Genomic DNA, 15,016 nt, shown 5'->3' on the forward strand with positions numbered 1-15,016 from the left:
GGCGACCATAAACGGGTCGGAACGCGAGCGATACCGCTCGTTCACTTATAAATAATCGATCCGCTACAGCAATTCACGTCCTCCCGTCGTCAATCGGGGCGTCGATCACGACAGGAGAGCACGCTCGGATCAACATATTCACTACAGGCCGTCACGAACCGGGGTGTATGAGCACGGACGACGTCTCTCGGCGCACGTTCATCCGGACCGCCGGCGGCGCGGCGGGCGTCGCGGGGGCGACGGCGGCGACGGCGGGAACCGCGGCGGCACAGGAGGAACAGCCGGTCTGGCCGAGCGGAGCCGAGGGGAACGGCGGGGAGTACCAGGACGCCCGCGGCGAGAGCGAGGTCACGGTCGAGGTCGGCGCGGGCGACCAGGGGCTCGCGTTCAACCCGACCCTGCTGTGGGTCGACACCGGCACGACGGTCACGTTCGAGTGGACCGGCAACGGCGGCGCCCACAACGTCCAAACCGTCGAGGACGGCGGCCCGGCGGCCCTCGACAGCGGCGACCCGATCGGCGAAGAAGGTGAGACCTACGAGTACGAGACGAGCGAGGATGACGTGGGCATCACCCACTACCACTGCGTGCCGCACACCACGACCGGCATGCACGGCGGCCTCGCCGTCGGCGAGGACATCGAGACCGAATCGACCGGCGGCGGCGGCTCCGACGCCGTGTTCGTCCCGCAGGGCGCCCGCGCGCTCAGCGTCGCGACGTTCGTCGCGATGGCGAGCACGCTCGGGCTCGCGTTCGTCTTCATGAAGTACGGCGGCACGATCACGCGAGACGAGGAGTAGCCGCTCGTCGCGCCCGCTCGTTTTCGGCGCTATTCCCCGTTCGAGAGCCCGCGGTACTCCTCGATCACCCGGTCGAGCACCGCGTCGTGGTCGTAGGACGCGAAGTCGCGCTCGACGGACTTCCTGTCGAGGTCGCCGACGGCGACGAACTCGTCCGCGAGTTCGGCCGGGCTGGTGACGAGTCGCCCGCGCCGGCGGCCCTCGACGAGCTCGTGGGCGCTCGAGTCCGCCTGGTACTCGACGAGGGCGACGCAGCCGCACGCCAGCGCCCACAGCAGATCGGTCGCGAACGTCTCCCACGTCGCCGTCGCCACCGCGACGTGCGTCCCTTTGAACAGCTCGATCCGCTCGCGGAGCGGGAGGTCGCCGAGGAACGACACCCGGTCGTCGATCCGGAGGTCGCTCGCCGTCGACTCGATCCGGGCGCGCTCGGGGCCGTCGCCGACGACCGCGGCGGTCCAGTCTCGACCGCGGAGCTCCGCGAGCCCGAGCAGGAACGTCTCGACGTTGGCGTGGCGGTCCAGCCGCCGGGCGTACACCGCGTCGAACCGGTCGTCGACGCCCGCCGACTCGACGAGGCCGAAGTCGATGCTCTCGGGGATCACTCGCACGTTCTCGCCGGCGGCGCCGTGCTCGCGGACCCGCGTCTTGGTCGTCCGGGAAGGGGTCGTGACCGCGTCGGCCCGCCGAGCGAGGAGCCGGTACCGCCGCCGGGAGTCGGCGGGGTGGTCGCGCCACCAGTCGACGACGACGGGGGTCCGCGAGAGGGTCCCCGCGACCGTCGCGGCGATCCCGGGCGTCGGCGGGGTGTTGACCGCGTGGACGACGTCGGGGTCGACCCGGCGGAGCGCGAGCGGGAGCCGCGCCGCGAACGCCGACGGCGACGGCTCGGCGGTCACCGACCGGTAGGCGATCCCGTCGTCCTCGAAGGCGTCGTGGTCGCCGCCCCACCAGCGGGCGCAGAGCCAGACCACGTCGTGGCCGCGCTCGGCGAGCCCCCGAGCGATCCGTCGCGTCCGCGACCGCGCCGGCGTGTCGCCGTGGCCGGGTGCGAAAAGCGAGACGAACGCGACGCGCATACGCCGACCGGACGGCTGGGGCGGATAAAAAGACACGGCATCCGCCGGGAGAGGGCGACGCGGCCGAACGCGCGGGTCGCGGCCGTGCGACCGGTTCCCCCACCCGAAACGGTTTCACACAGCGCGCGGAACCGGACCCCATGCACCGGTACGACATCGAGCGCTACCTCAACGTACGAAACGCCGGCGGGGCGGACCTCGGACCCAACGGACGGCTCTCCTTCCTGTTGAACACGACCGGCACCGGACAGGTGTGGTCGCTCGACGAGCCGCTCGGGTGGCCCGAACAGCACACGTTCTTCGAGGAGTCGGTGTCGTTCGTCGACTCCTCGCCCGAGCGCGCGGAGGCCGTCTTCGGCATGGACGAGGGCGGCAACGAGCGCGCCCAGCTCTACCTGCTCAGCTACGAGTCGGGCGAGATCACCGACCTCACGGAGCGCCCGGAGGCGAAACACCGCTGGGGCGGCTGGGACTCCGAGGGCGACCGCTTCGCGTTCGCCTCGAACCGGCGCGACGAGGCCGTCTTCGACGTGTACGTGCAGGAGCGCGACGCGACCGGCGGCGACGCCGAGCTGGTGTACGAGGGCGACGGCTGGCTCTCGGTCGCCGGCTGGTCGCCGAGCGACGACCGACTGATCGTCCACGAGGCGCACTCGTCGTTCGACCACGACGTGTACACGCTCGACCTCGCAAACGGCGAGCTGGCCCACCACACGCCCCACGAGGGCGACGTGCGGTACGGCAGCCCGGAGTGGGGCCCCGACGGCGAGGCGCTCTACCTCGTCACCGACCGCGACAGCGACACGCTGCGCCTGGAGCGGCTCGACCTCGCGAGCGGCGAGTTCTCGGTCGTCGCGTCCGGGGAAGGTTCGGAACGCGGGACCGGCGCGGGCGACGCGGACGATACGGGCGACGAGGCGGGCGACGCGGCGGGCGCGACCCCCGCGAAGCCCGGCGGCGACGACGGTTGGAACGTCGACGGGGTCGCGGTTCACGAGGAGTCCCGCCGCGTCGTCTACTCGCGCAACGTCGACGGCTACACCGAGATCACGGTCGGCGAGCTGGTCGAACCGGACCGGATCGACCCGTTCCCGACTCCCGACCTCCCCGAAGGGGTCGCCGGCGGGGTAAGCTTCGGTCCCGACGGGGACCGCTTCGCGATCACCGCGACCGGGAGCACCCACAACGCGAACGTCCACGTCGTCGACGCGACGACCGGCGAGACGGAGCGCTGGACCGCGGCCTCGACGGCCGGCATCCCGCCGGACACGTTCGTCGAGCCCGAGCTCGTCCACTACCCGACCTTCGACGGCCGGGAGATCCCCGCGTTCTTCTCCGTCCCTGAGACGGAGCCGCCCGAATCCGGCTACCCCGTCGTCGTCGACATCCACGGCGGCCCGGAGTCGCAGCGCCGGCCCTCCTTCGCCTCGGTCAAGCAGTACCTGCTGAACAACGGCTACGCCGTCTTCGAGCCGAACGTCCGCGGGTCGTCGGGGTACGGCAAGGCGTACGCCGCGCTCGACGACGTGGAGAAGCGGATGGACTCGGTGGCGGACGTCCGGGCGGGCGTGGAGTGGCTCCACGACCACCCCGAGGTCGACCCCGACAGCGTCGTCGCCATGGGCGGCTCCTACGGCGGGTTCATGGTGCTCGCGGCGCTCACCGAGTTCCCCGAGCTGTGGGCCGCCGGTATCGACATCGTCGGCATCGCGAACTTCGTCAGCTTCCTGGAGAACACCGGCGACTGGCGCCGTTCCCTGCGAGAGGCCGAGTACGGGTCGCTGGCGGACGACCGGGAGTTCTTGGAGTCGATCTCGCCGATCAACAACATCGAGGCGATCGAGTCGCCGCTGTTCGTCCTCCACGGCGCGAACGACCCGCGGGTGCCCGTCGGCGAGGCCGAGCAGATCGTCGAGCGGGCGCGCGAGCAGGGCGTTCCGGTGCGCAAGCTGATCTTCGACGATGAGGGGCACGGCTTCGCGAAGCTGGAGAACCGGATCGAGGCCTACCGCGCGGTCGTCGACTTCCTCGCGGAGCACGTCTGAGGCCGGTGTTCGAGGGAGAGTTCGGATCGCGACTTCACACCGGCGTGGCGTCGCATTTGAAACAGCCGTTCGCCGTGAGACGATCAACTCCCTGACTCGATCGCTCAAAGACAGCCACCTATTTAAATAAGGCAGCGAATTACCGCCCGTTATGGGGATTCTCGATGCGTTCGGATCGCTGGCTAGTGCACTGCTCGCTGGGTTCGTCATGCTCGCGTTCGCCGTCCTGAGCCTGTTCGTCACGGTGTTCGTCGTGGACCTCGCAGCGGCGATCGCCGGGCTGAATCCGGAGGACGGGTTCGTCGTGCTCGGTGCGACCATCCTCGCCGGAACGGCGATCCTCGCCGGCGGCGTCGGGTTCGCAAAGCCCGAAACCGACGCGTAAGGTTCGTTAGACGAGGAATTGTCGTTCGCACGGTTATAAATCGCCGACGGCGATCGTCAGCGAGTTTTTCAGAATAAGTAGCTGATCGCTTATAAACGGCTTCCAACGATGGATCGGCGGCGAACATCTACAAAGCCCCGCACAGCACCTCACGCCTCCCCAGCGTCATCGCCGGACGTAGTCCGACGACCTGGCGCGAGCTCTCTCCCTACTCGCGCCCGGTGGCCGCTCGGAGGCACGCGCCACCGCAGTTATTTAAAGAGACTCGTCGCTCGCTTACCAGTTCGGGCCGAAGTCGGGATTGATCTGGCGATCGGTTCGGTCGATATCGTCGATTCGCCGGATGTCCTCGTCGTCCAGTTCGAGCCCGAGGCTCGCGAGGTTGTCGCGGAGGTGGTCCTCGCCGGTCGCCTTCGGGATCGCGGTGACGCCCTTCTCGCGGAGCCACGCGAGGCTCACCTGCGCCGCGCTGACGCCGTGTTTCGCGGCGATCTCGGCGACGGTCGGGTCGTCGAAGACTTTCCCGCGGGCCAGCGGCGAGTAGGCGACGAGTTCGATGTCGGCGGCGTCGGCGTACTCGCGCAGCTCCTCCTGGCGGAGCAGCGGGTGCATCTCCACCTGGTTCGCGAACGGCGTCTCGCCGAGGGCGTCCGTCGCGGCGTCGAGGTGGTGGGGGTCGAAGTTCGAGACCCCGATCCGGTCGATCAGGCCGTCGTCGCGGAGCTCCGCGAACGCGGGCAGCGTCTCCTCGGGGTCGTACGCGCCGGACGGCCAGTGGACGTACAGCAGGTCGGCGTACTCGGTGTCGAGCTTCTGGAGGCTCTCGCGGGTCGAGGCGGCCGCGTCCTCGGGCGCGAGCTTGTCGATCCACACCTTCGTCGCGAGGAACACGTCGTCGCGGTCGACGTCGGCGGCCGCGATCCCCTTCCCGACGGCGGCCTCGTTGCCGTATATCTGGGCGGTGTCGACGTGGCGGTAGCCCGCCTCGAGGGCGGTCTTGACGGAGTCGGTACACTGCGCGGGGTCGTCGTTCTTCCACGTCCCGAGCCCGAGCACGGGCATCCCGTCGGTCGTCGGTACGTCGACGGACTGCGGTTCCTGTGACATACGCGGGGGTAGTCGCGTGAGCCGAAAGTCGCTTGCGGTCCCGGTGGTCGGTGTCGCGGAGGAGCGACCCCCGAGCGCGACCGGTCAGTCGTCGAGCAGCGCCCGCGAGGAGTTCGTCACGACGAGCAGGCTGGAGGCGCCCATCGCGACCGCGGCGAAGAGCGGATTTAAAAGGCCGGTCACCGCGAGCGGGATGGCGACCGCGTTGTAGCAGAACGCCCAGCCGATGTTCCCCTTCACGCGCCGGCCCGCGGCCCGCGAGAGCTCGAAGACGGTCGCCACGGAGCCGAGGTCGTCGTCGACGATCGCCACGTCGGCCGCGTCGGCCGCCATCGCGGTCCCGCCGCCGAGCGCGACGCCGAGGTCGGCCGCGGCGAGCGCGGGCGCGTCGTTGGTACCGTCGCCGACCATCACCGTCCGCCCGCGCGCCTTCAGCCGCTCGACCGTCTCGGCTTTCCCCTCCGGCGGCACGCCCGCGAACACCGACGAGATAGCGTCGTGCTCGCTGAAGACGGTCGCCGCGCGCTCGTCGTCGCCCGTCAGCACGACCACCTCGACGCCCGAGTCGGCGAGTTCGGTCACGGTCTCCTCCCACCCCTCGCGCAGCTCGTCGCCGACCACGACGACCCCCTCCGCGGCGCCGTCGCGGCCGACCGCGACCGGGACCCGGCCCACGTCTCGGGCCGCCGAGACCGCCTCGCGGACCTCGTCGGGGACCGCCCACCCGCGCTCGTCGAACAGGCCGGGGTGCCCGACGACGACTTCGACGCCGTCGACGACCCCGGAGACCCCCCGAGCGTGGCTCTCGAAGTCGGTGACTGCGAGGGCGCCGTCGGCGGCGGTCTCCGCCGGCTCCACCTCTCCGCCGTCGGCGACCGCGGGCGACGCGGCGCCCGAGTCCGACGCGGTGCCGGCGCCCCCGAGCGCGCCGTCGCCTTCGCGCGCCGCGGCGATGGCCCGACCGACCGGGTGCGCCGAGCGCTCCTCGACGGCGGCGGCGAGCCGGAGCAGGTCGTCGTCGATGTCGGCCGCGATCACCCGCATCTCGCCGGTGGTGAGCGTCCCCGTCTTGTCGAAGACGACGGTGTCTGCGCCGCGGAGCCGCTCGAAGACGGTGTCGTCGAAGATCACGATGGAGCGCTCGAGCGCGTCGCGGATCCCGGCGGCGACCGCGAGCGGGGTCGCGAGCCCGAGCGCGCAGGGACACGAGACGATGAGCACCGTGAGGCCGACGAGCATCGCCTCCGTCACCCCGTTGCCGAGCGCGAGGTTGGCCGCGGCGGCGACGACGGCCACCGCGAGGACGACCGGGACGAAGACGGTCGCCAGCCGGTCGGCGAGCTTCTGGACCCCGTGGTTCCCGCTCTGGAGGTCCCAGACGAGCTCGGCGACGCGGTCGAGGCTTGAGGTCGCGTCCGGCCCGACCGCGACCGTCAGCGACCCGTCCGCGACCACCGAGCCGCCGACCACGGCGTCGCCGGGCGTCTTCCGGACCGGCATCGACTCGCCCGTGACGACCGACTCGTCGACGGCCGCGTCGCCCGCGACCGCCTCGCCGTCGACCGGGACCCGCTCGCCGGCGCGCACGAGCAGTCGATCGTCGGGGGAGAGGTCGTCGATGGCGACTTCCTCGGTTTCGCTTCTATCCCCCTCACCGACCAGCCGCCGGGCGCTGTCGACCTGCACCGCGGTGAGGTCGGAGAGGAGCTCGGTCGCGCGCGTTTTGATCGAGTCCTCGTAGTGGTTGCCGACGGTGACGATCACGATGATCGCGACGGTCACGTCGTAGTAGACCGACGGCGACTCGACGAAGATCACGGCGAGCGTACTGTAGGCGTAGGCGCTCACCGCCGCGATCGCGACGAGGAGGTCCATGTTCGGCGACCGCGTCCTCGCGCTGACGTACGCGCCCCTGAGTATCGGTTTCCCGGTGACGAACAGGACCACCGTCGTCAGCACGGCGATCACGATGAAGAAGTACGTCCCCGAGGAGGAGGCCATCGCCTGGTTGAGGTACTCCAGGGTGCGCTCGTTGTAGAAGGGGAACGCGAAGTACGTCGGGTAGATGATGACGATGTACTGGAGCATGACGGCCATCCCGACGAGCACGCCGGCCGCGAGCCGCGCCGTCGCCATGTTGTCCGCCTGCCGGCGCGAGAAGGCGTCGTCGCGGTCGTACGCGCTGTAGCCGAGCCCGCTCACCGCCTCCGAGAGGTCGTCGGTGGTGACCGCGTCGGGATCGTGGTCGATCCGCACCGTGTCCGTGACGTAGCTCGCGCTGGCGGCGCTGACCCCGTCGGTCCGCGTGGCGACCGTCTCGATGAACGCCTCGCAGGTGGCGCAGTGCATCCCGTCGACCTCGAGGAACGTCGCCTCGTGGTCGGCGGGGACCGCGGCCTCGTCGGCCCCGGTCTCTCCCCCGGCCTCGCCATCCCGGCGCCGCTCGCGCACCGCCTCGGCGTCGACGTCGACGTCGCCGAGCGTCTCGTACACGTCCCGACAGCCGGTACAGCAGAACTCGTTGCCGTCGTCGTCGGCCACGTCGACGCCCTCGGTCGGCAGCTCACAGAGGGTGCAGTCGGGCGCCTCGTCGTCGGGCCGGTCGGCGGGCGACGACGCGCTCATCTCACATACCCCCCATCATCCCGGCGTCGAGCGGGTTCCAGAATGGCAGACTCGGGTGCGGCACGTGGATCCCGACCGACATCAGCCCGTGCGCGAACAGGACGTAGCCGAGCGCGACGAAGGCGACGCCGAGCAGGCGGTGGACCCGGCGGCGGTGAACCGCGTCGACGCTCTCGATCACGGTGCCGTAGAGGAAGACGGCCGGCATCGTGCCGACGCCGAGCGCGCCGAGCGCGAGCGCCCCGCTGACGGCGGAGCCGCTGGCGAACGCGTAGAGGTACGCCGGGTAGAGGATCGGACAGGGGAGCAGCCCGTGGACCGCGCCGAGCCCGACGATCCCGGGACCGTTCGCGAGCCGGTCGACGTGACCGGTGAGCCAGTCGGTGACGCGGCCGAGCCCGGGGAGGTGGATCCCGCCGGTCGCGCCGCCGAGGGCGTATCGGACCCCGACGAGTATCACGGCTGCGCCGACGCCGAGCCCGACGACGCCGCGGACCGCCTCCGCTGCGCCCGTCAGCGTCGCGGTCGTGACGAGGACGACCCCGCCGAGCGCGCCGAGCGCCGCGCCGATGAGCGCGTAGCTCGTCGCGCGTCCGAGGTTGAACAGCGCGTGCTGGCGGACCTCATACGTGGTCAGGTGGCTCCCGCGTCGGTTGTCGGTCGCGCCGGCGGTGGGCGACCCGCCGTCGGCGCGCTCGCTCCCCTCGCGCATCCGGCCGGCGTACACCGTGACGAGCGGGCCGCACATCCCGATACAGTGGGCGCCGCCGAGCAGTCCGATGGCGAGGAACAGCAGGACGTCGGTCCCGAGAAGCGTCGAGAGGTCCATGAGTCGAGTCATCCGGAGTTCGGGTCGCGCGCGCTAATGGGTTTCGTCGGGCGCGGGCTCGACGGTTCGCGGCGGGGACGGCGCACGTCACTCCTCCACGAAGACGGTCGCGTACATCCCGCCCGTCTCGTGCGGGATACAGACGTAGTCGTAGCGGCCGGCGACCTCGAAGGTGTGCGAAAATCGGTCGCCGCTCTCCAACGCGCCGCCGAAGTCGTCGCTCCACGCGTCGCGGGCGGGCTGCTCGCCGTCGAAGCCGCCGGAGGCGAAGTAGTCGGCCGCCTCCGGAATCCCGCCCTCGTAGGCGGTGACGGTGTGGGTCCGCGCGCTCGTGTTCTCCCAGACGACGGTGTCGCCGACGGAGACGGTCAGCTCCGCCGGGCGGTACCCGTCGGCCACCATCCCCACGTCGTAATCGGGCTCGCCGCCGACGCCCGAACAGCCGGCGAGGGCGGTCGTCGCCGCGACGCCCCCGGCCGCCGCGACCCGTCGGAGGAACCGTCTGCGGTGCATACTCCAACTCCGGGCCTCACGCGTTTGAATACCGCGGTTCGCCTCACTGCGCGGGAACGGGTCGGCGACGGTTCACCGAGGCGGCGAGCGGCGCCGACCCATACGTGTCAGGTCATGTCGTTTACTCGAAATAGAACCAACAGTGCACCGTAGTATGTTAGAGATAGCCGCGGTCGACCTGCTCACCCAGGGTATCGTCCCGCTCGAAATGACCCAGACCGAGGTGTTCCAAGCGATCCAAGACAACGGGCTCTTGGCCTCGTCGCTGTGGATAAACATCGCCCTCGCGGGCCTTTCGATCCTCCTGTTCCTCTACATGGGACGGAACTTGGAGGACCCGCGAGCGCAACTCATCTTCGTTGCCGCCATGATGGTTCCGCTGGTGTCGATCTCGAGTTACACCGGACTCGTGTCCGGGCTCACCGTGAGCTTCCTCGAGATGCCGGCCGGACACGCGCTGGCCGGCCAAGAGGTCCTCACCCCATGGGGCCGGTATCTCACGTGGGCGCTGTCGACGCCGATGATCCTCATCGCGCTCGGCCTGCTCGCCGGGTCGAACATGACGAAGCTGTTCACGGCCGTCACGGCCGACATCGGGATGTGCGTCACGGGCCTCGCGGCCGCGCTGACCACGTCCTCCTACCTGCTGCGGTGGGTCTGGTACGTCATCAGCTGCGCGTTCTTCGTCGTGGTCCTCTACATCCTGCTCGCCGAGTGGGCCGAGGACGCCGAGATCGCCGGCACCGCGGAGATCTTCAACACGCTGAAGGTCCTCACCGTGGTCCTGTGGCTCGGCTACCCGATCTTCTGGGCGCTCGGCGCCGAGGGCCTCGCGGTGCTCGACGTCGCCATCACTTCGTGGGCCTACAGCGGGATGGACATCATCGCGAAGTACCTCTTCGCGTTCCTCCTGCTCCGGTGGGTCGCTGACAACGAGCGCACCGTCGCCGACATGGCGTCCGGCCTCGGCTCGGTCTCGCGCAGCGGCGCGGCGCCGGCCGACGACTGACGGCGACTGACGACGCGGTCGCCTCCTCGCCTCGCGGGCTTTTTAAGTAGTCCCGACGCCCGCCAGCCGACGCCCGCCGACGGCGTGGCGAGCGAGAGCAAAGCGCTAAACCCGCGGCGGCGGTGGTACGGGACATGAAACAGGCCATCGTCGCCCGCACCGACATCGGGATGGGCGAGGGGAAACTCGCCGCGCAGGTCGCGCACGCGTCGCTGTCGGCGTACCAGGACGCGGGGCGGCGCGCCCGCAAGAAGTGGCAGGGGGAGGGACAGAAGAAGATCGTGCTCAAAGGCGACTCCGAGAGCCAGCTGTTCGAGCTGGCCGACAAGGCCGACAAGGAGGGGATCCCGTACGCGATCGTCCGCGACGCCGGTCACACCCAACTGGAGCCGGGGACCGTCACCGCGCTCGCCGTGGGCCCCGCCCGCGACGACACCGTCGACCGCGTGACCGGCGACCTCTCGCTGTACTAGATGGCATCCCCCGACACCCTCCGCGAGGCGCATCCGGCCGAGCGCGCCGCGGGCATCGACTACTACGTCAGCGACGCCGACGGGATCGGCGGCCGGCTCCGCCAGTCCCCCGAGGACTTCCGCGTCCGCGAGCTGGAGGCGTTCGAGCCGGAGCCGCTCGGCGCGGACACGGGGAGCTACCCCGAGCTCGTCGTCCGCGTCACCCTCCGCGACTGGGACACGAACGACTTCGCGCGACGGATCTCCGACGCGCTTCAGATCAGCCGCGAGCGCGTCTCGTGGGCGGGGACGAAGGACAAACGGGCCGTCACCACCCAGCTGTTCACGCTCCGCGGGGTCGACCCCGGCGACCTCCCGGAGATCCGCGGCGCCGAGATCGAGCCCCTCGGCCGCGCCGGGCGCGGGCTCTCGTTCGGCGACCTCGCGGGCAACGCCTTCGAGATCCGCGTCGCTGACGCGGTCCCCGAAGCCCGCGAGCGCGTCGCCGACGTGGTGAGCGACCTGCGGGCGTTCGGCGGCGACGCGGGGGAATCGGCGGCGATCGAACCGATCGACGGCGACGCCACCGTCGGCGTCCCCAACTACTTCGGCCAGCAGCGCTTCGGGAGCCGGCGGCCCGTCACCCACCGCGTCGGGCTCGCGGTCGTCCGCGACGACTTCCGCGAGGCGGTGCGGCTGTACGCCGGCAACCCCTCGGAGACGGAGCCGGACGACACCCGCGCCGCGCGCGGCCGGGTCGACGCCGCGTTCGGGGTCGGCGGGGACGGCCCGGGTGACGGTCCCGCCGCCGACGGCACCGGCGACGGCGACTGGGAGGCCTGCCTCGACGCGATCCCGGGCAAGCTCCGGTTCGAGCGCTCGATGGTCCACCGGCTCGCCGAGCGCGACGTGGCTCCCGACGCGCCCCCGGCGCACGACGACTGGCGGCACGCGCTGGAGGCGGTCCCCTCGAACCTCCAGCGGCTCTTCGTCAACGCGGCCCAGTCGTTCCTCTTCAATCGGATGCTGAGCGAACGCCTGCGCCGCGGGATCCCGTTCGACCGGCCCGTCGCCGGCGACGTGGTCTGTTTCGCCGACGCCGACGCGCCCGAGGAGCTGTACGCGCCCGACACGGACCGGCTCCAGCGGGTCGACGAGGACCGAGTCTCCGTCGTCACCCGCCACTGCGAGCGCGGGCGGGCGTTCGTCACCGCGCCCCTCGTCGGCACGGAGACCGACCTCGGCGCCGGCGAGCCCGGCGAGATCGAGCGCGAGGTCCTCGCCGACGCCGGGATCGAGCCCGGCGACTTCGCGCTCCCCGGCGAGTTCGACTCGTCTGGCACCCGGCGGGCGGTCCTCCTCCGGAGCGACCTCGACGTGACGTTCGACGACGGCGACCCGCGGTTCGCGTTCGCGCTCCCGAGCGGGTCGTACGCGACGGTGCTGCTCCGGGAGTTCACGAAGAGCGGGCCGCTCGACCTCTGAGCGGCGCGCGCCGTATATCGATCCGTATTCGTGCATTATCAGTCGATTTGATCGGCAGAAACCACCACGATACTGCGCTCCGTTCCGAGCCGTTTTTGTGCGGGAGCCGCCAATCGGCGCCATGACCCGGATCGTCGTCATCGACCTCCACGGCCAGTTCACCCACCTCGAACGGCGGGCGCTCCGCGACGTGGGCGTCGACACCGAGATCGTCTCGGCGGACACGCCTCCCGCGGAGCTCGACGCCGACGGGATCGTCCTCTCCGGCGGTCCCGACATGGACCGCGTCGGCAACGCGCCCGACTACCTCGCACTCGACGTTCCCGTCCTCGGCATCTGCCTGGGGATGCAGCTGATCGCGGTCGAGCGCGGCGGCGCGGTCGGCGGCGGCGACTACGGCGGTTACGCCGACGTCGACGTGGAGATCGTCGACGATGAGGACCCGCTCGTCGGCTCGCTGGCTCCCGAGACGCGCGTCTGGGCCTCCCACGCGGACGAGGTGACCGAGGTCCCCGAGGGGTTCGTCCGGACCGCGACCTCCGACGTCTGCGACGTGGAGGCGATGTCGAACCCCGAGGCGGGGCTGTACGGGGTCCAGTGGCACCCCGAGGTCGCCCACACCGAGCGCGGCGAGGAAGTGTTCGAGAACTTCGTCGCGATCTGCGAGTCGGCGTAGGCGACCGCCTTCGGCCAGTTCTCCCCTTTTAAAGCCGGTACCGTCGAACGCGCTCGGTGCCGCAACTCGGACACTCCCGACGGTACTCGACGGTCGCGCCCGTCGTCGCCGCCTCCCACGCCCCCTCCTCGTCGACGAACCCGCACTCCTCGCAGGCGTGGGGGCGCCCGTCGAGCCGCGCGCGGAGCCGATCGAAGGCCGACGTACCGCCGTAGCTGGATGACATGCGGTACCACTACACAAGGAAATGAGTAATAAGTATCGATCAGCGACGGTGCGGTCACGGACGGCGCTACCGGTGTGCGCGTCGCTCGCCGTCGGTAGCCATCGAAACGACCCGAAAATACGGGACGCCGCCTACGCCTCGAACAGCTCGTCGACCGCCTCGCCGGCGGTCTCGGCCGCCTCGCGCGCGACGGCGTCAGGGTCGGGGTCGTCGGGGGCGTTCAGGTAGACGTCGACGTCGAGGACGCCCTCCTCGAACGTGACCGTCACGTCCAGATCGGTCACCGCCGACTGGTCGTAGTGGGCGAACACGACGCCCTCGGCCGCCTCCGCGGCGGTGCGGACGACTTCCTCGTCCGCGGGCTCGTCGGCGTCCCCGTCGCCGGCGTCACGTGAGTCGTCGGTCGGTCCGTCGGTCGATTCGTTCGACATCGGCGCTTACGCGCCGCCCGCGCCCGGACCGCCCGGGCCCATCGGGCCGCCGCCGGCGCCGCCCTGAAGCATCTGCTGGAGCTCGCTCTGCAGGTCGTCGAACTGCTCTTGCACGCGCTCCTCCTGCTTCTCGAGCTGCTCGGTCCGGACTTCGAGGGAGTCGACCTTGTTCTCGAGGTCGTCGTAGGCGGACTCGTAGTCCGTCTCGACGAGGACCTCGCCGATCTCGCGGTACATTCCGGCGTCCTCGTCGACGTCCTCGAGGGCGTCGAGGGCCGTCTTGGACTCGTTGAGCGCGGACTGCGCCTGCTCCTTCTGCTCGGCGACCTGCTGTGCGGTCTCCTGCAGCTCCTGAAGCTCCTCGATCTTCTCCTGTGCCTCGGGCGGCATGTTCCCTTGCATGGGCGAAACGAGACGGTCCGGACAGAAAAACCCCCGACTTCTCCGACGACGACCGATTCCCCGGGTACAGCCCCGGAACGTCGGTATCTCAGGTGGTCGGAGCTACTCCCGATCGCGGTCTCCCACGACGCGCTCGGCGACCTCGACGAGCCGCGACCAGCTGTTGATCCCGGCTCGGAGGGCGACGAGGTCGTCGGCGACGACGCGGACCCGGACCGCGTCGCCGTCCCGGGAGACGGTCGCGGCGGAGCGGGCGTCGTCGATCTCGCCGACCTCGGGTTCGAGCGCGTCGCCGACGAGGCGTGCGCGCCGCTCGGAGGGGTAGCGAAACGAGAGGACCGTCCCGTGCGCGCGGTCGGCGGTCGCGGTGACGGGGTCGGAAGTCACGGTGCGAGATCGGAAGCCACGGTGCGAGATCGGAACGGGGAGTTACTCGACGTTGACTTCCTTCACGTCGCCGCCGCGCTCCTTCAGGAGGACGCGGTGGCCGCAGTACGGGCAGCGCACGCCGCCGTACTCGTCGAGGGTGACGTCGCGCTTACAGCGGGAGCACTTGTAGCTCATCGCCTTATTCCTCGTCGGCGAGCGCGGCGCGGATGGAGCGGCGGACGGTGCGACCGCCGGGCGTCTCGGGGCGGTACGCGCCGCCGGTGAACGTCTCGCCGGTCTCCTCGTTGACCCAGATGCCTGTACCCTTGCGCGTGACGTCGTCGCCGTCGACGGTGGCGTTCTGCATCTCCTCTTCGATGTCCTGGACCCGCTTGCGGGAGACCCGGCCGTAACGGGCGCCGAATCGGCCCGCGCTACCGGTGCTTCGTGCCTTGTCCTCAGCCATAGTGAGTCCGTCTACCGCCAGCGCGGGTAAAAAGGCTACGAGTCGGGGGCGTCAGCGGCGACGACGAGCCGATCGGGTCCGAGGCCCGGGATCCGCGACGGATCGACTGCGACGCGG

At 70.6% G+C, this 15,016-nt stretch carries 18 protein-coding genes; 7 read left to right on the forward strand and 11 right to left on the reverse strand.

All coding sequences use genetic code 11. From position 1 onward, the window contains the following. Positions 1-167: 167 nt before the first annotated feature. Positions 168-800, forward strand: coding sequence for a halocyanin domain-containing protein (locus C469_RS05825; protein ID WP_008004692.1), 633 nt, complete (start codon positions 168-170; stop codon positions 798-800). A 29-nt stretch (positions 801-829) separates the two neighbouring features. Here C469_RS05825 and C469_RS05830 read toward each other — a convergent pair whose 3' ends face one another. Beyond that, positions 830-1,879, reverse strand: coding sequence for a glycosyltransferase (locus C469_RS05830; protein WP_008004694.1), 1,050 nt, complete (start codon positions 1,877-1,879; stop codon positions 830-832). A 140-nt stretch (positions 1,880-2,019) separates the two neighbouring features. On the opposite strand from C469_RS05830, the gene C469_RS05835 reads away from it, so the two are divergent. Next, positions 2,020-3,924, forward strand: a complete 1,905-nt coding sequence (locus C469_RS05835) for a S9 family peptidase (RefSeq protein ID WP_008004696.1) — start codon at positions 2,020-2,022, stop codon at positions 3,922-3,924. 151 nt (positions 3,925-4,075) lie between these two features. After that, positions 4,076-4,309, forward strand: coding sequence for a hypothetical protein (locus tag C469_RS05840; protein WP_049911070.1), 234 nt, complete (start codon positions 4,076-4,078; stop codon positions 4,307-4,309). Positions 4,310-4,585: 276 nt separating this feature from the next. On the opposite strand, the gene C469_RS05845 is transcribed toward C469_RS05840, so the two are convergent. The 4 genes from C469_RS05845 to C469_RS05860 all read right to left on the reverse strand — a co-directional run bounded on the left by C469_RS05845 (position 4,586) and on the right by C469_RS05860 (position 9,383). Continuing rightward, positions 4,586-5,371, reverse strand: coding sequence for an aldo/keto reductase (locus C469_RS05845; protein WP_049911078.1), 786 nt, complete (start codon positions 5,369-5,371; stop codon positions 4,586-4,588). A 129-nt stretch (positions 5,372-5,500) separates the two neighbouring features. Then, a complete protein-coding gene (locus C469_RS05850; protein WP_008004702.1) occupies positions 5,501-8,041 on the reverse strand; it encodes a heavy metal translocating P-type ATPase in 2,541 nt (846 codons plus the stop codon). 1 nt (position 8,042) lies between these two features. Continuing rightward, positions 8,043-8,870 carry a sulfite exporter TauE/SafE family protein gene (locus C469_RS05855; protein ID WP_008004703.1) on the reverse strand — a complete coding sequence of 276 codons (828 nt, stop codon included), beginning with the start codon at positions 8,868-8,870 and terminating at the stop codon, positions 8,043-8,045. 87 nt (positions 8,871-8,957) lie between these two features. Next, the gene (locus C469_RS05860; RefSeq protein WP_008004704.1) at positions 8,958-9,383 is read right to left on the reverse strand and encodes a plastocyanin/azurin family copper-binding protein; all 426 of its coding nucleotides are present in this window, start codon (positions 9,381-9,383) and stop codon (positions 8,958-8,960) included. A gap of 208 nt (positions 9,384-9,591) precedes the next feature. Here C469_RS05860 and C469_RS05865 point away from each other — a divergent pair, with 208 nt between their 5' ends. From C469_RS05865 to C469_RS05880, 4 genes are all read left to right on the forward strand, one after another. Beyond that, the gene (locus C469_RS05865) at positions 9,592-10,392 is read left to right on the forward strand and encodes a bacteriorhodopsin (RefSeq protein ID WP_049911079.1); all 801 of its coding nucleotides are present in this window, start codon (positions 9,592-9,594) and stop codon (positions 10,390-10,392) included. A 134-nt stretch (positions 10,393-10,526) separates the two neighbouring features. Next, on the forward strand, positions 10,527-10,865 hold the full coding sequence (pth2, locus tag C469_RS05870; protein WP_008004706.1) for a peptidyl-tRNA hydrolase Pth2: 339 nt from the start codon (positions 10,527-10,529) through the stop codon (positions 10,863-10,865). Continuing rightward, a complete protein-coding gene (gene truD, locus C469_RS05875) occupies positions 10,866-12,329 on the forward strand; it encodes a tRNA pseudouridine(13) synthase TruD (protein WP_008004707.1) in 1,464 nt (487 codons plus the stop codon). Positions 12,330-12,450: 121 nt separating this feature from the next. Further along, positions 12,451-13,005, forward strand: a complete 555-nt coding sequence (locus C469_RS05880) for a GMP synthase subunit A (RefSeq protein ID WP_008004709.1) — start codon at positions 12,451-12,453, stop codon at positions 13,003-13,005. Between the two features lie 28 nt (positions 13,006-13,033). Here the strand turns inward: C469_RS05880 and C469_RS05885 are convergent, their stop codons facing one another. From C469_RS05885 to C469_RS05910, 6 genes are all read right to left on the reverse strand, one after another. Then, on the reverse strand, positions 13,034-13,231 hold the full coding sequence (locus C469_RS05885) for an HVO_0649 family zinc finger protein (RefSeq protein WP_008004711.1): 198 nt from the start codon (positions 13,229-13,231) through the stop codon (positions 13,034-13,036). 131 nt (positions 13,232-13,362) lie between these two features. Next, complete coding sequence (locus C469_RS05890; RefSeq protein ID WP_008004712.1) at positions 13,363-13,662, reverse strand: DUF3194 domain-containing protein; 300 nt, start codon at positions 13,660-13,662, stop codon at positions 13,363-13,365. Between the two features lie 6 nt (positions 13,663-13,668). Next, on the reverse strand, positions 13,669-14,052 hold the full coding sequence (locus C469_RS05895; protein ID WP_008004713.1) for a prefoldin subunit beta: 384 nt from the start codon (positions 14,050-14,052) through the stop codon (positions 13,669-13,671). A 114-nt stretch (positions 14,053-14,166) separates the two neighbouring features. Then, on the reverse strand, positions 14,167-14,451 hold the full coding sequence (locus C469_RS05900) for a KEOPS complex subunit Pcc1 (protein WP_008004714.1): 285 nt from the start codon (positions 14,449-14,451) through the stop codon (positions 14,167-14,169). A gap of 42 nt (positions 14,452-14,493) precedes the next feature. After that, entirely contained in the window at positions 14,494-14,628 is a 135-nt protein-coding gene (locus C469_RS05905; protein WP_004049526.1) for a DNA-directed RNA polymerase subunit P, read from the reverse strand. A gap of 4 nt (positions 14,629-14,632) precedes the next feature. Then, positions 14,633-14,899 (reverse strand): hypothetical protein, encoded by a 267-nt coding sequence (locus tag C469_RS05910; RefSeq protein WP_008004716.1) that lies wholly within the window; start codon positions 14,897-14,899, stop codon positions 14,633-14,635. Positions 14,900-15,016 lie beyond the last annotated feature (117 nt).

It is taken from the genome of Halorubrum lipolyticum DSM 21995, from assembly GCF_000337375.1.
Classification (GTDB): domain Archaea; phylum Halobacteriota; class Halobacteria; order Halobacteriales; family Haloferacaceae; genus Halorubrum; species Halorubrum lipolyticum.